The sequence below is a fragment of the Nocardia sp. FBN12 genome, assembly GCF_050320175.1.
Taxonomy (GTDB): Bacteria; Actinomycetota; Actinomycetes; order Mycobacteriales; family Mycobacteriaceae; genus Nocardia.
Genome location: NZ_CP190048.1, coordinates 1,014,396 through 1,032,483, shown reverse-complemented (window position 1 = coordinate 1,032,483; position 18,088 = coordinate 1,014,396). Strand labels below are relative to the sequence as shown.

Annotated in this window: 20 protein-coding genes; 6 read left to right on the top strand and 14 right to left on the bottom strand. The window is 68.2% G+C overall.

Going from position 1 to position 18,088, the window contains the following annotated elements:
* Window positions 1-181 precede the first annotated feature (181 nt).
* Complete coding sequence (locus tag ACQHI0_RS05155; RefSeq protein WP_427906773.1) at window positions 182-1,360, top strand: winged helix DNA-binding domain-containing protein; 1,179 nt, start codon at window positions 182-184, stop codon at window positions 1,358-1,360.
* Between the two features lie 3 nt (window positions 1,361-1,363).
* On the opposite strand, the gene ACQHI0_RS05150 is transcribed toward ACQHI0_RS05155, so the two are convergent.
* Together ACQHI0_RS05150 and ACQHI0_RS05145 are read right to left on the bottom strand one after the other, a co-directional pair.
* Window positions 1,364-2,122 (bottom strand): DeoR/GlpR family DNA-binding transcription regulator, encoded by a 759-nt coding sequence (locus ACQHI0_RS05150; protein ID WP_427906772.1) that lies wholly within the window; start codon window positions 2,120-2,122, stop codon window positions 1,364-1,366.
* 4 nt (window positions 2,123-2,126) lie between these two features.
* Window positions 2,127-4,073: a PTS mannitol transporter subunit IICBA gene (locus tag ACQHI0_RS05145; RefSeq protein ID WP_427906771.1), complete on the bottom strand. Its 1,947-nt coding sequence runs from the start codon at window positions 4,071-4,073 to the stop codon at window positions 2,127-2,129.
* A gap of 201 nt (window positions 4,074-4,274) precedes the next feature.
* Between ACQHI0_RS05145 and ACQHI0_RS05140 the strand changes: the two genes are divergently transcribed.
* Entirely contained in the window at window positions 4,275-5,333 is a 1,059-nt protein-coding gene (locus ACQHI0_RS05140) for a zinc-dependent dehydrogenase (RefSeq protein WP_427906770.1), read from the top strand.
* A 23-nt stretch (window positions 5,334-5,356) separates the two neighbouring features.
* On the opposite strand, the gene nadC is transcribed toward ACQHI0_RS05140, so the two are convergent.
* The 3 genes from nadC to nadA all read right to left on the bottom strand — a co-directional run bounded on the left by nadC (window position 5,357) and on the right by nadA (window position 8,978).
* The gene (nadC, locus tag ACQHI0_RS05135) at window positions 5,357-6,217 is read right to left on the bottom strand and encodes a carboxylating nicotinate-nucleotide diphosphorylase (protein WP_427906769.1); all 861 of its coding nucleotides are present in this window, start codon (window positions 6,215-6,217) and stop codon (window positions 5,357-5,359) included.
* A gap of 104 nt (window positions 6,218-6,321) precedes the next feature.
* On the bottom strand, window positions 6,322-7,908 hold the full coding sequence (locus tag ACQHI0_RS05130) for an L-aspartate oxidase (protein ID WP_427906768.1): 1,587 nt from the start codon (window positions 7,906-7,908) through the stop codon (window positions 6,322-6,324).
* A 32-nt stretch (window positions 7,909-7,940) separates the two neighbouring features.
* A complete protein-coding gene (gene nadA, locus ACQHI0_RS05125) occupies window positions 7,941-8,978 on the bottom strand; it encodes a quinolinate synthase NadA (RefSeq protein WP_427906767.1) in 1,038 nt (345 codons plus the stop codon).
* Window positions 8,979-9,056: 78 nt separating this feature from the next.
* Between nadA and ACQHI0_RS05120 the strand changes: the two genes are divergently transcribed.
* Window positions 9,057-9,773: an NUDIX hydrolase gene (locus tag ACQHI0_RS05120; RefSeq protein ID WP_427906766.1), complete on the top strand. Its 717-nt coding sequence runs from the start codon at window positions 9,057-9,059 to the stop codon at window positions 9,771-9,773.
* Between the two features lie 94 nt (window positions 9,774-9,867).
* Window positions 9,868-10,362 (top strand): nitroreductase/quinone reductase family protein, encoded by a 495-nt coding sequence (locus ACQHI0_RS05115; RefSeq protein ID WP_427906765.1) that lies wholly within the window; start codon window positions 9,868-9,870, stop codon window positions 10,360-10,362.
* Window positions 10,363-10,372: 10 nt separating this feature from the next.
* On the opposite strand, the gene ACQHI0_RS05110 is transcribed toward ACQHI0_RS05115, so the two are convergent.
* The 6 genes from ACQHI0_RS05110 to bioB all read right to left on the bottom strand — a co-directional run bounded on the left by ACQHI0_RS05110 (window position 10,373) and on the right by bioB (window position 14,388).
* Window positions 10,373-10,540, bottom strand: a complete 168-nt coding sequence (locus ACQHI0_RS05110) for a hypothetical protein (RefSeq protein ID WP_427906764.1) — start codon at window positions 10,538-10,540, stop codon at window positions 10,373-10,375.
* A gap of 96 nt (window positions 10,541-10,636) precedes the next feature.
* Window positions 10,637-11,764, bottom strand: a complete 1,128-nt coding sequence (locus ACQHI0_RS05105) for an AI-2E family transporter (protein WP_427906763.1) — start codon at window positions 11,762-11,764, stop codon at window positions 10,637-10,639.
* A 61-nt stretch (window positions 11,765-11,825) separates the two neighbouring features.
* Window positions 11,826-12,359: a DUF1353 domain-containing protein gene (locus ACQHI0_RS05100; protein ID WP_427906762.1), complete on the bottom strand. Its 534-nt coding sequence runs from the start codon at window positions 12,357-12,359 to the stop codon at window positions 11,826-11,828.
* A 71-nt stretch (window positions 12,360-12,430) separates the two neighbouring features.
* Entirely contained in the window at window positions 12,431-13,081 is a 651-nt protein-coding gene (locus ACQHI0_RS05095) for a DUF2567 domain-containing protein (RefSeq protein ID WP_427906761.1), read from the bottom strand.
* Entirely contained in the window at window positions 13,081-13,290 is a 210-nt protein-coding gene (locus ACQHI0_RS05090; protein ID WP_427909087.1) for a hypothetical protein, read from the bottom strand. Before ACQHI0_RS05090 ends, ACQHI0_RS05095 begins: the two co-directional genes overlap by 1 nt.
* 84 nt (window positions 13,291-13,374) lie before the next feature.
* Complete coding sequence (gene bioB, locus ACQHI0_RS05085) at window positions 13,375-14,388, bottom strand: biotin synthase BioB (RefSeq protein WP_266287331.1); 1,014 nt, start codon at window positions 14,386-14,388, stop codon at window positions 13,375-13,377.
* Between the two features lie 151 nt (window positions 14,389-14,539).
* Between bioB and ACQHI0_RS05080 the strand changes: the two genes are divergently transcribed.
* Entirely contained in the window at window positions 14,540-15,124 is a 585-nt protein-coding gene (locus tag ACQHI0_RS05080) for a TetR/AcrR family transcriptional regulator C-terminal domain-containing protein (RefSeq protein ID WP_427906760.1), read from the top strand.
* Here the strand turns inward: ACQHI0_RS05080 and ACQHI0_RS05075 are convergent, their stop codons facing one another.
* The gene (locus tag ACQHI0_RS05075; RefSeq protein ID WP_427906759.1) at window positions 15,125-16,270 is read right to left on the bottom strand and encodes an alpha/beta fold hydrolase; all 1,146 of its coding nucleotides are present in this window, start codon (window positions 16,268-16,270) and stop codon (window positions 15,125-15,127) included. It abuts the gene before it with no gap.
* Window positions 16,271-16,352: 82 nt separating this feature from the next.
* Complete coding sequence (locus ACQHI0_RS05070) at window positions 16,353-16,529, bottom strand: helix-turn-helix domain-containing protein (RefSeq protein ID WP_427906758.1); 177 nt, start codon at window positions 16,527-16,529, stop codon at window positions 16,353-16,355.
* Window positions 16,530-16,570: 41 nt separating this feature from the next.
* On the opposite strand from ACQHI0_RS05070, the gene ACQHI0_RS05065 reads away from it, so the two are divergent.
* On the top strand, window positions 16,571-16,828 hold the full coding sequence (locus ACQHI0_RS05065) for a hypothetical protein (RefSeq protein ID WP_427906757.1): 258 nt from the start codon (window positions 16,571-16,573) through the stop codon (window positions 16,826-16,828).
* A 55-nt stretch (window positions 16,829-16,883) separates the two neighbouring features.
* Here the strand turns inward: ACQHI0_RS05065 and ACQHI0_RS05060 are convergent, their stop codons facing one another.
* Entirely contained in the window at window positions 16,884-18,083 is a 1,200-nt protein-coding gene (locus ACQHI0_RS05060; protein WP_427906756.1) for an MFS transporter, read from the bottom strand.
* Window positions 18,084-18,088: the final 5 nt, after the last annotated feature.

The following is an 18,088-nucleotide window of genomic DNA, read 5'->3' as shown; positions in this document are numbered from 1 at the left end:
CGCCGGGGAGCGAAACCGAGAACCACGCAGTCTGCACAAAATGGACACTACGCACGGTGGCATTCGGCAGCCTTCTCGACCTCATCCGCCCCTGGCACCCTGATACCCGCCGTCCAGCACAAAGGCTTCGCCCGGGCCGTCGGTGCGCGCGGTTGTCGGTGCCCCCGCATACCATCCGGTCATGCTTTCGATCGATACCGCGCAGCGTCGCGCCCGGCTGGCGACTCGGCATCGGCTCGCGCCGTCGGCCCGTTCGACCGACCCTGTGGACATCGCGCGTTCGATGGTGGTTCTGCACGCTACCGATCCCGCGACGGTGTTCCTGTCCGTCGGGGCTCGTGGCATCGACCTCACCCCGGCCGAGGTGGAGAAGGCGCTCTACGACGACCGTGCGCTGATTCGGATGCTCGCTATGCGTCGCACGATGTTCGTCGCGCCGACCGAACTGCTGCCTATTCTGCAGGCGTCCACCTGTGATGCGCTGGCCCACAAGCAGCGTCGTACCTACGGTCGCTATATCGAACTGGCGGGTGCGGTCGACGGTGACATTTCGGCGTGGCTGGCCGAGGTCGAAGCCGAGACCCACGCGGCGTTGCTCACCCGGGGAGCGGCCACCGGCGTCCAGCTGAGCAAAGACGTGCCGCGCCTGCGCACGCAGATCGACACCGCTCCTGGGAAGTCCTATTCGAAACCGACGAGCATCACCACGTGGGTGCTCGTGGTGCTCGGCGCCGAGGGACGGATCGTGCGCGGCCGCCCGAACGGCAGCTGGACCAGCAGCCAATACACCTGGGCGCCGGTGGAAACCTGGCTGCCCCAAGGGTTTTCACCGATGCCCGCCACGGAAGCCCGCGTCGAGCTGGTGCGTCAGTGGCTGCACACCTTCGGCCCGGCTCCGATCACCGACCTGAAATGGTGGACCGGCTGGACGCTGGGCGACGTCCGAAAGGCCTTGGCGGAACTCGACACCGTCGACGTGGACCTCGACGGAACCCCCGGGATACTCCTCGCCGACGACCTCGACCCGGTCGCCACCCCCGAACCCTGGGCAGCCCTGCTCCCCGCCCTCGACCCCACCCCCATGGGCTGGCAATCCCGGGAGTGGTTCCTCGGCCCCCACGCCCCCGCCCTCTTCGACACCAACGGCAACATCGGCCCCTCCATCTGGGCCGACGGCCGCATCGTCGGCGGCTGGGCCCAACGCCCCGACGGTGAAGTAGTGATCCGCCTCCTCGAAGACGTCGGCACCGATACCGAAAAGCTCATCGACGCCGAAATCGACCGCACCACAACCTGGTTCGGTGACGTCCGGGCCATCCCCCGCTTCCGCACCCCGTTGCAACGCGAACTCACCGGCTGATCCTCAGACGCGGATCACCGTCGGCCCGAGCGCCTCGTATCGCCGCGCTTGCGCGATCCCCAACTCGGCGCCGGTGATCAACGATTCGAAGTCGCAGACCTCGGCGAACCGGCAGAAGCTCGTCACCCCGAACTTGCTGTCAGCCGCCACCAGGATCCGCCGGGCCGAACGCCGAACCGCCTCCCCTTTCACGGCGGCCACCGCGGGATCGGGGGTGGTCAGGCCGTTCTCCACCGAGATCCCGTTGGTGCCGAGATAGGCGAGGTCGATGCTGAGCTCGCCCAGCATGCGCAGCGCCCAGTGGTCGACGGTCGCCAGGGTGCGCCCGCGCATCCGCCCACCGAGCAGCAGCACCGTGATCCCGGGACTGTCGGCCAGCACTTCAGCGGCCAGCAGCGAGGCGGTGACCACGGTCAGTTCCCGGTCCGCCAGCTTCTCCGCGATCAACCGCGGCGTGAATCCCTCGTCGAGATATACGGTTTCGGCACCGTGCAACTGCTCGGCGGCGGCCCCGGCGATCCGATGCTTCTGCGCCAGATCGACCCGGCTGCGGTATTCCAGACTCGATTCGAAGACCGCGCTCTCCATCGGGATGGCGCCACCGTGCACCCGGCGCAGCAGCCGACGTTCGGCGAGGGTGCGCAGGTCGCGGCGGATGGTCTCCGCCGCGACCCCGAGTTCGTCGGCCAGGCCGAGGACATCCACCCGCCCTCGTGCGCGGGCGTACTCCACGATCTGCGACTGCCTCGATTCCGAATCCACCACGCTATTCTGCGATATCGGCGTGCGCTTGCACGTCACCGAGTGCGGCCGCGATCTCCTCGCGTGTCGCCGCCGACCGCAGCCGCCGCACCTGCTCGGCGTCGGCGAAGACCGTGGCGATCCGCGACAGCACCGCCAGATGGTCGTCCCCGGCACCCGCGATGCCGACGACGAAATCCACCCGATTCCCGTTCCAGTCGATCGCTTCCTGGTACCGCACCACCGCGATCGCGCTATGCCGGATGGCGTTCTTGGCCGCGTTGGTCCCGTGCGGTATGGCCAGCCCGTTGCCCATGAAGGTGGACACCGTGCGCTCTCGCTCGTGCATCGCCGCCACATAGTCCTGCTCGACCGCGCCGGCGGCCACCAGCAGCGCACCTACCTCATCGATGGCCTCGGCACGGCCTCGAGCCAGGCCCGCGAGCACGATCGAATCGGACGCGAGCAGGTCGGGAGCTGTCTCGGAACCTTCTGCACGGGACAGCATTCCGACGATCTCGCCATAGGTGGGACTGTTCATGAAGTCGGTCACGGACACGTGCAGCGCCGAGGGCGTGCGAGTCCGCGCCCGTTCGGCCAGGTCAGCGTGCGTGACCACCAGGTCGTAATCGTCACCGAGGCTCGCGATCGCGCGATTGACCACGCTCACGTCGGCGAATCCCGCCTCCCGAATCCGCTTGCGCAGCACCGAGGCACCCATCGCCGAGGAGCCCATGCCGGCATCGCAGGCGAAGACGATGGTCGAGATCCGTGCCGGGGCGGGATCATTCGCCCCCAGCAGCGTCGAGGCGATCGAGCGCTTGCCCTTCATCGCTTCCATGGTGGCGGTCGCGTCCGCCAGGTCGGGCTCGGCGCCGGTCCGGTCGGTCCGCAGCAGCACGGCCGCGATCAGAAACGTCACGATCGTCGCGCCGAGCACCGACAGCGTGACACCCAGATAGCTGTCGCCTGCGGTCTGGGCGTACACCGCCAGGATCGAACCCGGTGCGGCAGGCGCGCGCAGACCGGAACCGAACACGACATTGATCAGCACCCCCGCCATGCCGCCCGTGATGACCGCCACGATCAGCCGCGGCTTGGTGAGCACATACGGAAAGTAGATCTCGTGGATGCCGCCGAGGAAGTGGATCACCGCGGCGCCCGACGCCGACGCTTTCGCCGCGCCCCGCCCGAACACCGCGAAGGCCATCAGCAATCCGAGGCCAGGGCCGGGATTCGCCTCGAGCAGGAACAGCACCGACTTGCCGGTCTCGCTCGCCTGATTGGTGCCGAGCGGGGTCAGGATGCCGTGGTTGATCGCGTTGTTCAGGAACAGCACCTTGGCCGGCTCGATGAACACCGAGGTGAACGGCAACAGGTTGTTCTCGACGAGCAGGTCGACGATATTGCTTGCCGCCCTGCTGAATCCGGTGACCAGCGGCCCGATCCCGAAGAAGCCCGACACCGCCAGCACCGCACCGGCGATCCCGGCCGAGAAGTTGTTCACCAGCATCTCGAAGCCGGGACGGATCTTGTTCTCCCACACCGCGTCCAGCCGCTTGATCACCCAGCCACCGAGTGGGCCGACGATCATCGCGCCGAGGAACATCGGCACTTGCGCACCGGCGATCACGCCCATGGTGGCGATCGCGCCGACCACCGCGCCGCGCGCGCCGTAGATGAGCCGCCCGCCCTGCGCACCGATCAGGACCGGCAGCAGGTAGGTGATCATGGCGCTGACGATGCCCCCACCGTCGTAATCACCCCATCCGCCGATGCGGGCCACCCAGCTGTCCTCGCCCCAGGCGCCGGTGAGCGAAGTGATCCAGCCCTTTTCGATGAACAGGGCCGTGAGCAGGCCCCAGGCTATGAAGGCGCCGATATTCGGCATGACCATGCTGGACAGGAACGTCCCGACCCGCTGCACGTGGACGCGCAGTGCGGTGCGTGATTCCGGTGGTGAGACAGACATCGTATTTTCCTCGAACGGCTCGAACAGATGTGACCCTGGCCACATTGACCCACTCAGTAGAGCGCACATTCGGTCATCTTGACAAGCATTCGGGCATAACTGGGCAGCCATTGCAGTGGATTTATGCCCGAATGGTCGCTACCGTAGGCGCGGAGACACAGCCCACACCCGGCCGGAGACGGCGAAAGGAAGACGGCTCACATGAAGGCCCTGCGCTATTACGCACCCGAGGACATCCGCCTCGAGGACATCGACGAACCCCAGTGCGGCCCGGACGAGGTCAAGCTCAGGGTGCGCAACTGCTCCACCTGCGGCACCGATGTCAAGATCCGGTACAACGGCCACCAAAACCTCACGCCCCCACGCACTCTCGGCCACGAGATCGCGGGGGAGGTCGTGGAAGTGGGTGCGCGGGTGGCCGAGCTGTACGGCGCGTCATGGCAGGTCGGTGACCGCGCGCAGGTCATCGCGGCGGTGCCCTGCGGTGACTGCCACGAGTGCCGCAAGGGCTGGATGGCGGTGTGCCGCAACCAGACTTCGGTCGGCTACCAGTACGACGGCGGTTTCGCCGAGTACGTGATCGTGCCGCGAGAGGTATTGCGCGTCGACGGCCTGAACCGGATTCCCGAGAATGTCGGCTTCGCGGAGGCATCGGCGGCCGAGCCGCTGGCCTGCGCGATCAACGCCCAGGAACTGCTCGGCATCGAATCCGGCGACACAGTAGTCGTTTTCGGCGCGGGCCCGATCGGCTGCCTGCACATCCGGATCGCGCGCGGCGTGCACCAGTGCGGGCCGGTCTATCTCGTCGATGTCAATGCCGTGCGGCTGGCGTTGTCGGCGAAGGCGGTTGCGCCCGACGAGGTCATCGACGCGTCGCAGACCGACGTCGTCGATCGCGTCATGGAGCTGACCGGCGGCCGCGGCGCGGATGTGGTGATCACCGCGACCGCCGCGAACATCACCCAGGAGCAGGCCATCGCGATGGCCGCACGCAACGGCCGCATCTCCTTCTTCGGCGGTCTACCGAAAACCGACCCCACCATCACCTGCGACTCCAACGTCATCCACTACCGCCAACTCCACATACACGGCGCCAACGGCTCTGCCCCCGAACACAATCGGCGGGCCTTGGACTACATCGCCACCGGCCGAGTCCCGGTCCACGACCTGATCACGCACCGCATCCCCCTCGCCGACGCACTCGAGGCGTTCACCGTCGTCGAAAAGGGCGAGGCCATCAAGGTCACCGTCGAACCGTGACGGACCACGCCTGAGCGGCTCGCTCACATATCGAGCCCGAGGTCGAGCACGCGGACCGAGTGGGTGAGAGCGCCGATGGCGAGGTAGTCGACGCCGGTGCCCGCGTATTCGGCGGCTTGTTCGAGCGAAAGTCCGCCGGAGGACTCAAGTTTGGTGTCCGGCGCCGTCGCGTCGCGGCGCTGGACGGCGGCCTGGGTCTGCCAGAGGGGGAAGTTGTCGAGCAGGACCAGTTCGACGTTTTCGGCCAGGACGGCGTCGAGTTGTTCGAGGCTGTCGACCTCGACCTCGCAGGCGATCTCCGGTGCCAGTTCGCGGACCGCGCGCAAGGCGTTGACGACCGAGCCCGCCGCCACCACGTGATTGTCCTTGATCAGCGCGGCATCGCCCAGACCCATGCGGTGGTTGACGCCGCCGCCGACGCGGACCGCGTACTTCTGCAGGGCACGCAGGCCGGGCAGTGTTTTGCGGCTGTCACGGATCTCGCATCCGGTGCCGTCGACCTCGTCGACCCAGGCGGCGGTGGCGGTGGCGATGCCGGACAGGTGGCAGACCAGGTTGAGCATGGTCCGTTCGGCGGTGAGCAGGCCGCGGGTGGGGGCGACGATGCTCAGCACCGAAGTGCCCGGCTCCACGCGGGTGCCGTCGGCCACCCGGGCGGTGATCTCGTAAGTACCCGCGCCGAGGACCTCGTCGAGCACGAGCAGTCCGACGTCCAGGCCCGCGACAGTGCCGTGCTGGCGCGAGACCACCGAGGCCTTGCTCACCGCGTCCGCGGGCACGGTGGCGACCGTGGTGACGTCGGGGCCGTAGCGCAGGTCCTCGTCGAGGGCGGTACGGATCAGCGTCAGCAGCTCATCACGGTCGAGGGTGGCATCCAGTGCCATCACTGCACTCCTGTTCTCGGGCGACTGGTTGCCGCGTCGATCGGGCGGGAGACTCTCGCTCCGCCGGTATTACCTGAACAAACAGCATGGTGACGCGACGACTCTCACCGCGTCCCCACCGGCTCGGAATCCACTGCCATGGTGGACAGCTCGAGACCACTGTGCGTCTCACGAATCGCGGTACTGTGCCGTTGCCGATCGACCGACTCCGGATACTCTGAACGCGTATGGCACCCGCGACTCTCGGTCCGGCGGGCCGCCGCGTGCAGCAGCGCCCGCGCGGTCAAGGTGAGCGCCGCGTCTTCGATGCGCCGCAGATACTGCGCCGATTCCGCACCGAGGTCGAGCAGCGGCACCGCCGACATCGCGGCCTCGATGCGTCCCAGCGCCTCGGCGAGTCCGGCACCGTCGCGCACGACCGAGGCATGCTCGGTCATCGCCTGTTGGACCACCGAACGATCGGCGAATTCCAGTGTCCACGACGCGATCTCGTCGACCCGCGCGCGAACACCGACCCGCTCCACCGCCGCCGCGCCTGCCCGCTCACCGACCACCAGCCCTTCGAGCAAGCTGTTGGAGGCCAACCGATTGGCGCCGTGCAGCCCCGTTCTGGCGACCTCACCCGCCGCGAACAGCCCCGGCACACCGGTCCGTCCGTGGGTATCGGTGAGAACTCCACCGCACTGATAGTGCGCGGCGGGTGCGACCGGAATCAATTGCGCCGCAGGGTCGATCCCCGCCGCCAGACACGAGGCGGTGATGGTCGGGAACCGCTGCGCGAACCCCTCGACAGCGCGTGCGTCGAGGAAGACGTGGTCGGTCCCGAGTGCCCGCATCCGCTCAGCGATCGCCCGCGACACCACATCCCGAGGTGCCAAGTCACCTCGTGGGTGCCCAGCAGTCACCGAGTTCCCTTGGGAGTCAACGAGTATCGCTCCTTCGCCGCGGACCGCCTCGCTGATCAACGGCCGCCTGCCCACCCCGCCCGGCGTGTAGAGCACCGTCGGATGGAACTGCACGAATTCGAGATCGGCCACCGCCGCCCCGGCCCACAAGGCCAGCGCCACACCGTCCGCGGTCGCCCCGGGCGGATTGGTGCTCAGCGCGTAGAGCTGCCCGAGCCCACCGGTGGCCAGCAGCACCGAGGGCGAATGGACGACGCCGAAACCGTTGTCCGACACCGCGATAACGCCCTGCACCCCGTCGGGCCCGGTCACCACACGCAGCGCGGCGGCACCGAACAGCACCGGCAGCCCCGCCGCGTTCAGCGCACGTTGCACCTCGGCGCCGGTAGCGTCCCCACCGGCGTGAATGATGCGTCGCGTGCTGTGCCCACCCTCGCGGGTGCGCGAGATCTGCCCGTCGCGTCCGAGGTCGAACACCGCACCGAGGTCGGTCAGCGCGGCGACCGCGGCCTGCCCGCCCTCGACGATCGAGCGCACCGCGTCGACCTCGCACAAGCCCGCCCCGGCCTCGACCGTGTCATGCACATGCGAATCGACCGAATCGCCCAGTGGCGCAACGACAGCGATGCCACCCTGCGCGTACTGCGTCGACGTATCGGTCGGGCCACCTTTGCTGAGGATGAGCACCCGCAGGCCACGCAACGAGGCCGTGCGCGCCGCGGTGAGACCCGCGACGCCACCGCCGATGACCACCAGGTCGACCTCGGCCTCCCAGGAAACCACCATGGTCGCCTACCGTCTCGGCCGAACGGTGCCGGTCACTCTCCACCACCGGAGTTGCCGATCGCGATCATCCGCTGCACGGAAGCGCGCCCAGCCTCGGCCATCGCCAGGTCGACGTGCACCTCGTCGGCGCCCTCGACCAAGCAGCGCAGCAGCGCGGCCGGGGTGATCATCTTCATGTACTTGCAGGACGCGCGATCGTTGACGGCCTGGAAGTCGATCCCGGGCGCCGCCTTGCGCAGCTGGTGCAGCATGCCGATCTCGGTCGCCACCAGCACCTGGTTGGAGTGCGATGCCTTCGCCGCGTCGATCATCCCGCCGGTCGACAGGATGTGCACCCGCTCGGCCGGGAACGCGCCCTCGCCGGCCAGGTACAGCGCCGAGGTGGCGCAACCGCACTCCGGGTGCACGAACAGCTCGGCATCGGGGTGCGTGCGGGCCTGCTCGGTGAGCTCGTCGCCGTTGATGCCGGCGTGCACGTGGCACTCGCCCGCCCAGATGTGCATGTTCTCGCGCCCGGTCTCCCGCTTGACGTGCGCGCCGAGGAACTGATCGGGCAGGAACAGCACTTCGCGGTCGGGGTCGATCGAGTCGACCACGTCGACGGCGTTGGAGGAGGTGCAGCAGATGTCGGTGAGTGCCTTCACCTCGGCGGTGGTGTTCACATACGACACCACCATCGCGCCGGGGTGCTCGGCCTTCCAGGCGCGCAGTTCCTCGGCGGAGATCGAGTCGGCCAGCGAGCAGCCCGCGCGCTGGTCCGGGATGAGTACGGTCTTGGCCGGGCTGAGGATCTTGGCGGTCTCGGCCATGAAGTGCACGCCGCAGAACACGATGGTGCCCTCTTCGGCCTCGGCCGCGATGCGCGACAGGGCCAGCGAGTCGCCGACGTGGTCGGCCACGTCCTGGATCTCGGGCAGCTGGTAGTTGTGCGCGAGGATGGTCGCATTGCGTTCGCGCGCCAGCCGGCGCACCTCCTGCGCCCATTCCGGCGTCGCCTCGACACCCGCGTAGCCCGTGGGTCCGTCGAAGACCGAATCCATCAGCGTCCGCTGTGCAGTCGTCGTCGCCATGGTGGCTCCCTTCATCGTGCGAGCGGCTCCATCGCCGCGATTCGCACCAAACCAGGTTTTCGACTTACAATCGAAAACGTGCCCCATAGTAACACCATCCACGAATCGCTCACCGCGGTGTTCCAGGTTCGCCGCTTCCCCTCGAGCATTTCCGCAGGTAGAGGCGCCAAGTACCCGGAGTTGGCGGTCCTGCTGTGGGAACGCGCGCTCGATCCGCAGAAGGGCACGTGGTCGCTACCCGGCGGCCGCCTGCGCGACGACGAGGACCTCGACACCTCCGCGCGGCGCCAGCTCGCCGAGAAGGTCGACGTGCGCGACCTGCACCACCTCGAGCAGTTGTCGGTGTTCAGCAATCCCGAGCGCGTCCCGGCCCCGCGCCGCATCGCCTCGGCCTACCTCGGCCTGGTCCCCCTCACCACCGAACCCAAACTCCCCTCCGACACCACCTGGCACCCGGTCTCGAACCTGCCCGACATGTCCTTCGACCACCGCACCGTCGTCGACCACGCCCGCACCCGCCTTGCCGCCAAACTCTCCTACACCAACATCGCCTACGCGCTCGCTCCCGACACCTTCACCATGTCGACCCTGCGCGAAATCTATTGCGCCGCACTCGGCTACGACGTGGATACCACCAACCTCCAACGAGTCCTCACCCGCCGCAAGGTCATAACCCCCACCGGTGCCACCGCGCCCTCCGGCCGAGCAGGCGGCCGGCCCGCGGCCCTCTATCGCTTCACCGACTCCGGCCTCCGCGTCACCGACGAGTTCGCGGCCCTACGCCCCCCGACCTGACCGGACCCAGCGGGATGCCTCTCGGCTACCGCATCACCGTGCGGACCGCGGCGGAGGACCGAAAGTTGTCGGTGGGCGGTGTCACACTGCAGGCATGGACAACAACCGAGCGGACGCGAAAGAAACCACCTCCTACGACGACCCTGACGCGCCATGGAACAAGGAGTTCTCCGAGGAGGAGATGGCAGGCTGGAACGACGGGGTCATCACGGAGTTCCGCGAGAACGAGGGAAGAGTCGGGGGCGACTATGCGGGCGCCACGTTGCTGCTGCTGACGACGACCGGCGCCAAAAGCGGTAAGCCGCACGTAGTTCCGCTGGGTGCGTTGTATCGCGGCGACGTGATGTACGTGAGCTCGTTCATGGAGGACAAGTACCCGGCCTGGTATCACAACGCCAAGGCTGATCCCCGGGTGACGATCGAGTTGGGTGGGGAAGAGTTCGCGGCGAAAGCCGACGTACTGACGGGCGAGCGATACGACGAGTTCGCGGCGTGGGCACTGGCGGAGAATTCGTTGCTGGCCGAATATCAGGCCAAGGTCGACAAGCCGTTGCCGCTGGTGGTGCTGACCCGGACGGAACCGGAATAGTCCGGCCCGTTCAGGATTCGTGGCGGCGGTCGCGGTGCTTGGGCGAGCGCCGGTAGGCGCGCCCACTCGGCACCGCGGTGGCGGCGGACGAGCTGCGCAGGGCGTGGCGGCGGCGCCAGGCGACCAGATCGGGTCGCTCGGCGGGCTGTTCAGCGGCCTGCTCGGCTGCGGTCTTCATGGTCAGGTCCTCCCCCGAAACTTCGATGTCGCCAGGATAAGGAGCTGGTACGACCACATTCCACTGGTTTTCCGGTGAACCGATCCACGCCGAGGTCTATTCCTTGTCCACCGCGGTCGCGGCAGCCTTGCCCGACTTCTGCTGCGGCGCAGTCTTTTTGTCGATCGGCGCGCCGATCAAGACATCCGCCCATCGCGTCGTCGGATCGATGTCGAGCAGCAGCGCCTTCACCAGCAAGGTCAGCGGAATCGCCAGCAGCGCCCCCAGCGCACCGATCACCCACGCCCAGAACACCAGCGACAAGAACGTGATGGTCACCCCGAGTCCCACGGCATCACCGACGAATTTGGGCTGGATGATCGACTGGATCACGAAGTTGATCACCGAATAGATCACGATCACCCAGATCATCAGCACCGGACCGCTGTCGAGTAGCGCGAGCAGCGCGGGCGGGATGACGCCGATGACGAACCCGATGTTGGGGATGTAGTTGGTGATGAACGACAGCAGCCCCCACAGAATCGGCAACGGCACACCCATCAACCACAGCGCGCCGCCGTCGATCACCGCGACGATCGCGCCGAAGACCGTCGACACGATCAGGTACTTGCGGGTCCCGGTGGCGAAGGAGGTCAGCGCGTTCGCGATGGCGGGCCGCTCCCGCGCCACGAACTCCATCCGCTTGGCCATCGTCATGCCGTCGACGGCCATGAACAGCAGCAGCGCCAGCACGAAGAACAGATTCGAGAACACCCCGAGAACCCCACCGAGCAGCATCTCGATGGCGCCCACCGCCTTACCGACGTCCACGCCATCGAGGACACTGTGGATCTGCTCGGTGCTGACGCCCAGGTCCGACAGCCACCCCCGCGCGTTGTCGAGCAGCGAGTTCAGCTTGTCCGCGTATTCCGGCAGCAGTGAGGCCAACTGCACCGCCGACAGCGCGAGCGCACCACCGATGCCGACGATGATCGCCACCACCGCGGCGAGCGCCACCGCCATCCCCGCCCACGCGGGCCATCCGCGCCGCTGTGCCCAGCTCTGCAACGGCTCCACCGCGACGGTGAGCATGAGCGCGAGGAAGACCGGCCCGACGATCCCGGAGAACGCTTTCAACCCGGCGATGGTGACGACGGCGGCGGCCAGCGACAGCAACACGATCAGGCCGCGGGGAATCGACCACTCGGCGGGCGGTGCTGCGGCGTCGGTGCTCGGCTCGGACATGCGCCGAACGCTAGCCACGCGAAAACGCCGCCACCTCCCCCGTTCCGGGTGAGATCCGCGCTCAGGCGGTCTTCATCTGCGGCTTCGGTGGTGGCGCCGCGGTGCGGCGGGCGATCCGTCCGGTCGCCCAGAAACCCAGTTCGACCACCCAGAAGACCAGCAGCGCGGCAGTCACCACCACAACAGGCACCGCGAGGAAGACCACCGAGGGCACCGCGATCAGCAACCAGCCGAGCACATCGACCGCGCGAGCCCCACGCAACCTGCTGCCGAGGCGCACCGCCGCCCACATCATCCAGCGCCGCGGCACCGATACCCCGGCCTCGTGCAGGCTGCGCCGGAATATCCCGTCCGCGTCGGCGGGCCCGACTTCGCCTGTGCGGCACAGATAGTCGTGCAGGATCGCGGCCCGGGTGTAGGCGCCGTAGCGGGGAATCAGCCACACCAGCGCGCGCGGCACCGACGCGAAGTCGGTGCGGAATCCGCTGGGGACGGTGAAGGTTTCGACCGCGCCCTGATAGGTCAGCGGTTCGGTGAGCCGCCAGAATCTCGCGTCGAGTTCCTCGACGACCGGACCACCACCGATGAATCCCACGACCGTTCCTCTCGCATCGCAAGCAAGTACCTACCTGCTGTTATGCGAAAATGGTATCGCGCTATGGGCACTCAGCCGCGGGGTTGCGAACTCGGATCGAAATCGCCGCTCGGCCGATACTGTTCGGCGCCGTACGGCAGCCGGTATTCGTCGGCGTCGTCGGCGAAGTCGGCTGGGCGCAAGTCACCGAGCAGCCCGGCGGCGCCGGTATTGAGATCGGCGGCCGGGTGCAACGCGGCGAGGAACAACAGCACCAGGGCAGCGAGAAACGGTTGCACCAGCAGGGCGAGATCGGTGCCGACTTCCGCGGGCAGCGCGACGATCTGACCGATCGCCGGGTCGTCGGGGCGCGGATGACGCACGCCCGCAACCCCTTCGCCGATCCACATCATCAGCACCGCGCCGAGCCCGGAGGCGAGCAGCACGCCGAGCACCAGCGCGGGTCCCCGCGCGACCCGCACCCGCCAGGCACCGACCGCGCTCAACACCGCGACCACCGCGCCGATGCACAGGAACATCCCGACCGCGTCGAACAGGTGCATGCTCTCGCCGGTGAGTACCGCGGCGCGACCGGGCTGGGTCACCCGCAACCGCTCGGTCGGCGCCAGCAGACCCCAGACCACGCCGGCCGCCGCACTCGCCACCAGCACCACGGCCATGACGACGCCGACGCCGACGACCTCGCGCCGCAATACCTCCGGACGCTCCCCGCGGCCGAGCACTACCGGCGTTCCAACCGCGCCGATTCGATGACACCGTGCCGCGAGCACTTGGCCCACCAGCCGTCGGGGCTGATCTGCACGATCATCCGGCGCCCGCAGTGTTCGCAGAATCGCGGCGGTTCGAGACCGAGCGTGGCCGACGCGGGCATCGCGTCGTCGATTCCGGGCACGATCCGCTTACCCGTGAACGGGTTGTAGCGCTCATCCAATGCGGTTACCGCCTCCGTGAAGTGCGACTCGGCGGTCGTGTCATCCCTGCCGACCTGGGTCGATACTCGATCGTACACAGCGATTTACAGTGTTTCGTTGAACGCCTTGATCGGCATGCTCAGCTCGCCGAGCAGATCCAGATCGGACTCGGCGGGACGGCCGAGGGTGGTGAGGTAGTTGCCGACGATGACGGCGTTGATCCCGCCGAGCATGCCCTGCTTGGCGCCCAGGTCGCCGAGGGTGATCTCGCGACCACCGGCGAAGCGCAGGATGGTGCGCGGCATCGCGAGCCGGAAGGTGGCGATCGCGCGCAGCGCGTCGGCGGCGGGCAGTACCTCGAGGTCACCGAACGGGGTGCCCGGACGCGGGTTGAGGAAGTTCAGCGGAACCTCGTCGGGGCTCAGCGCGGCCAGCTGCGTGGCGAACTCCGCGCGCTGCTCGATGCTCTCGCCCATGCCGAGGATGCCGCCGCAGCACACCTCCATGCCGGCTTCACGCACCATCCGCAGCGTCTCGAAGCGCTCCTCGTAGGAGTGGGTGGTGACGACCTTGGGGAAGTGCGACTTGGCGGTCTCGAGATTGTGGTTGTAGCGGTGCACGCCCATGGCGGCGAGCTGGTCGACCTGCTCCTGGTTGAGCATGCCGAGCGAGCAGGCGACCTGGATGTCGACCTCGTTGCGAATGGCCTCGACACCCGCGGCGACCTGCGCCATCAGGCGCTCGTCGGGCCCGCGCACGGCGGCGACGATGCAGAACTCCGTGGCGCCGGTCTTGGCGGTCTGCTTGGCCGCCTCGACCAGGCTGGGGATGTCGAGCCAGGCCGCGCGCACCGGCGACTGGAACAGGCCCGACTGCGAGCAGAAGTGGCAGTCCTCGGGGCAACCGCCGGTCTTGAGGCTGATGATGCCCTCGACCTCGACCTCCGGGCCGCACCACTTCATCCGCACGTCGTGGGCGAGCTCGAGCAGCGCTTCCAGGCGGTCGTCGCCGAGGCGCAGCACCTCGACGGCCTGCTGCTCGGTGAGGCCCTCGCCGCGCTCGAGCACCTGCTCACGGGCGATGGCCAGAATATCGGTCTGGACGGGTGCCTGTGTCACGACGTGATGTCCCTTCGACGGGGGTATGCGCACGAGCCGTGGGCGTGATCCACCCGGCGTGGCCGTGCAACTTGAACGGTGTTCAGGATAGGGTAGCGGCTACGAGTGAGTCACGACACTCGGGTCGGAAATTCACCACGAAAGGACGCGCGTGCAACTGCGGAAGACGGATGTGGTCGATGCCGCCGTCGCGATTCTCGACCAGTACGGGCTCGCCGACCTGACGATGCGCCGCCTCGCGGGCTCGCTGCAGGTACAGCCGGGGGCGCTGTACTGGCACGTCAAGGACAAGCAGACCCTGCTGGGCGCGGTGGCCGACCGGATTCTCGCCCCGATGGACGAGCCGATCACCGCCACCGAGTGGCCCTCCCAGCTCACCGAGTTGGCGCATCGGCTGCGCGACTGCCTGCTCGCCTTCCGCGACGGCGCCGAACTGGTGTCGGCTACCTATGCCTCGCGGCTGACCACGAGCAAGGCGCGGGAACGCCTGGCCGGCATCGTCATTCGCGCCGGAATGACCAGGGAGGAAGCCGATCTCACGGCCTACACCCTGCTCTACTACGTGCTCGGCCAGACCGTCGACGAGCAGTCGCGCATGCAGATGGACTCCGTCGGCGCGCTCGGCGAGGACAACACGCCCTTGCTCGAAACCCCCGATCCCACCGCCCGATTCGACTTCGGCTTGCAGCTGTTCATCGCGGGCGTGCGCACCATTCTCGGTACCCGCGTGCGTTGATCAGGGCGGATCGTGGCGATTGGCTTCCTGGAAGCGGCGCACGAACGGCAGCACCTGCGATTCGATGACCTCGTTGTATTCGCCGGGTCGCTGAATCGGATTCGCGTGTTCGATCTGACCCGGCCGCACTACCGACAGTGTGCCGTCGACGCCACCGGCGTGTTCGATCAGCACGTCGTGGGAATAGGCCACGTCCACCACGCCGTCGCGGGCGGCGTCGCGGGGGCGGATGAACACGATGGCCGGGTTTCGCTTGTCCGGATTCGGCCGGCCGAGCGCCCGGAGATCCGCGGTGCCGCCGCCCGCGACGATCGCCAGGAACTGCGACTCGATCAACCCGTTACTGGCCGCATCTCGCGAGAAGATCTTGTCGCGCAACACCTCCGACGCCGCCGCGCCCATCGCGCGATAGTCGATGTCGTAGAACAGCCCGTCGCGCTGCGCGAAACGTTCACGCCGCACCGACATCTCGACCGCGAAGCGCAGCAGCCTGCTCTCTCTGGCACCCGGCAACCAGCCCAGCCATCGCACCAGATCGGCACCACGACTACGACTTTCGGGTCGCACCGCATCCAGGTCCATCGGTGTGCAATCCAGCACAACGGCCACCAAGCGCCGATCGCTACCGAGGTGGATGTGCCGCGCCACTTCGAGCGCGATGATCCCGCCCATGCTGTGCCCGACCAGCACGATATTGCGCACATTGCCGTACTTGGCGGCCCGCACGATCATCTCGGCGATGACCTTGGTGTCGATACCCGCGTTGTCGTAGCGCACGGCCCACACCACCCCCAGCCGACTCAGCGCGGGCAATGCCTTGGCGGTCGGCACCGCGTTGACTCCCCCGAGCCCGACCATATCGACGACCGCCGTATCCCAATCCCGGGAATCCGCAGGCAGATTCGCAGGCAGCAACTCCGGCGTGGTCTGCGCCAGCCGCTCGCGCTCGGGAACCACATCATGCACCCAGTACTGCCCGAACACGATCATCGCGACCAGCAGCACCCCGCCGATGCGCAGCGCCGCCAACCTCGTCCGGCGCCAGCGGCACCACGCGTGACCCAGCCGGGTTTCGCGCAACCGTTCCCGCCGACGCGCATCGTCGAAGTCCGCGACGGTGGACGGATGCCGATCGAATGACGACATAACTCCACTGTAGGGGCGGCTGTCAGCCCGTGCCGGTCACCATCCGGCCATCTGAAACGGCAGCCTCCGCCCGCGCGAGCCGTTACCCCTGCTCGTAGCGCTGCGCGTACCGGGTCGGCGGTTCCCCGAAAATCGTGCGGAAGTCGCGACTCAGATGGGCCTGGTCGGCATAGCCCAACGCGGCGGCAAGCGCGGCCCAGTCGATCTCCACTCCGTCGGCGAGACGCTCGGTGACCTCGTGCAGCCGGTAGCGCCGCACCACCCACTTCGGCCCGGGGCGTCACCCGAATGGGCGGCCCGATGGAGCTGCCCGCGTCCTTGGTCGGCGGCATGGTTGTCGGAGAGCTGACCGTGCACGGCTGGGATCTCGCCCGCGCCCTCGACACCACCCTGTACTGGGACGATGACCTGCTGCGCTACGTCCACAACGAAGTGATGGCCACCGCCGACCAAGGCCGTGCGATGGGTATCTACGGACCCGAGATCCCGGTCGCGCCCGGTGCGCCCCTCCTCGACCGAATCCTGAGTCTCACCGGCCGCGATCCCGCGTGGCGATAGGCCACTACATCACCGCAGGCCCAGGTCGTGCGCCGAAACGCTCTGGGCCAGAGTCTCATTCATCGCTGACCATTCGTGGCTGCACTCGCCCGGGGAACCAGCGGTAGATCGCGACGGTGCCGAGGCCGACGCCGACAGCGAGCAGGGCCCCGGCGGCGGCCAAGCCCGCGACGGCGCCCACCAGGCCGACAGCGACCGGACCTGCGAACATTCCCACGTCGTGGGTCAGGCGCCAGGCGCCGAGGAATTCCGCGCGGCGGTCCTCCGGTGCGGCGAAAGCGCCGACGGTCATGATGAGGCCGTTGCTCAGCCCGTTGGCCAGGCCGAGCAGCATGGTCGCCGCGCCCATGGTGAGCGCGGAGTGGGTGAAGGGCAGGGCCGCGTAACCGGCGGCGAAGCAGATGCCGCAGGCGATGCCGGTCACCCGGCTGCCCGCGCGGTCCAACCACACCCCGGCCGGGTACGACATGAGGACGTCGACCGCGCCGGCCAGGCCGAACAGCAGACTGGTGGTCGCGGCGTCGATACCGAGATGGGCCGCCCACAGCGGCAACAGTGCCGTGCGCGATGCCCGCGCCGCGCCGACCGCTACCGCGGCGAGCCCGAGCGTGCTCAGCGCCCTGCGGTTTTCGGACAGCACCGTGTGCAGTGGCCGCAGCGTCGACGGATCGTCGAGGTCACCGGAACGGATCGCCACCATCGCCGCCGACGCCGCCACCGTGGTGACCAACTGCAACCACAGCGCACCGACCGGCCCGAGCCCGTGCACCAGTGCCGCACCGAAAAACGGCCCGCAGAAGAAGCCGAGCCGGTGCGCACCGGCCAGCGTCGACATCGCCCGCCCACGCTGTTCCGGCGCCACCACCGACACCAGATACGTCTGCCGTGCCAACCCCCACACCGCGCCCGCCGCCCCGTTGAGCAGCAGGCCAAGCGCGAGTACTCCGAGATTCGGCGCGAAGATCGCCGCGAGCACCCCGACCGTGCCGAGCACACTGCCGACCCCGATCGCCGCCCGCTCGCCGATCCGGGCGACGATCCGGCCCGCGGGAAGATCGGCGAGCACCATCCCGAGCCCACCGAGCGCCACGATCAGCCCGGCCGTGCCCGCCGACGCCCCGAGATCCAGTGCGCGCAAGGCGTACATGGGTGCGGCGGCACCGGTTCCGGTGCCGTACAACGCCATCGGCGCGAACACCGGCCAGACGAGCGAACGCAGGCGCAGCGGCTCGGCGTCCAGCGCGGCCGCGCTCATCGCGC

Excerpts from the sequence above, each read along its gene's own strand:
- ACQHI0_RS05155 (WP_427906773.1), top strand. The coding sequence starts at position 182 with ATGCTTTCGATCGATACCGCGCAGCGTCGCGCCCGGCTGGCGACTCGG.
- ACQHI0_RS05145 (WP_427906771.1), bottom strand. The coding sequence starts at position 4,073 with ATGTCTGTCTCACCACCGGAATCACGCACCGCACTGCGCGTCCACGTG.
- ACQHI0_RS05140 (WP_427906770.1), top strand. The coding sequence starts at position 4,275 with ATGAAGGCCCTGCGCTATTACGCACCCGAGGACATCCGCCTCGAGGAC.
- nadC (WP_427906769.1), bottom strand. The coding sequence starts at position 6,217 with ATGGCACTGGATGCCACCCTCGACCGTGATGAGCTGCTGACGCTGATC.
- ACQHI0_RS05130 (WP_427906768.1), bottom strand. The coding sequence starts at position 7,908 with ATGGTGGTTTCCTGGGAGGCCGAGGTCGACCTGGTGGTCATCGGCGGT.
- nadA (WP_427906767.1), bottom strand. The coding sequence starts at position 8,978 with ATGGCGACGACGACTGCACAGCGGACGCTGATGGATTCGGTCTTCGAC.
- ACQHI0_RS05115 (WP_427906765.1), top strand. The coding sequence starts at position 9,868 with ATGGACAACAACCGAGCGGACGCGAAAGAAACCACCTCCTACGACGAC.
- ACQHI0_RS05110 (WP_427906764.1), bottom strand. The coding sequence starts at position 10,540 with ATGAAGACCGCAGCCGAGCAGGCCGCTGAACAGCCCGCCGAGCGACCC.
- ACQHI0_RS05105 (WP_427906763.1), bottom strand. The coding sequence starts at position 11,764 with ATGTCCGAGCCGAGCACCGACGCCGCAGCACCGCCCGCCGAGTGGTCG.
- ACQHI0_RS05075 (WP_427906759.1), bottom strand. The coding sequence starts at position 16,270 with ATGTCGTCATTCGATCGGCATCCGTCCACCGTCGCGGACTTCGACGAT.
- ACQHI0_RS05065 (WP_427906757.1), top strand. The coding sequence starts at position 16,571 with ATGGAGCTGCCCGCGTCCTTGGTCGGCGGCATGGTTGTCGGAGAGCTG.
- ACQHI0_RS05060 (WP_427906756.1), bottom strand. The coding sequence starts at position 18,083 with ATGAGCGCGGCCGCGCTGGACGCCGAGCCGCTGCGCCTGCGTTCGCTC.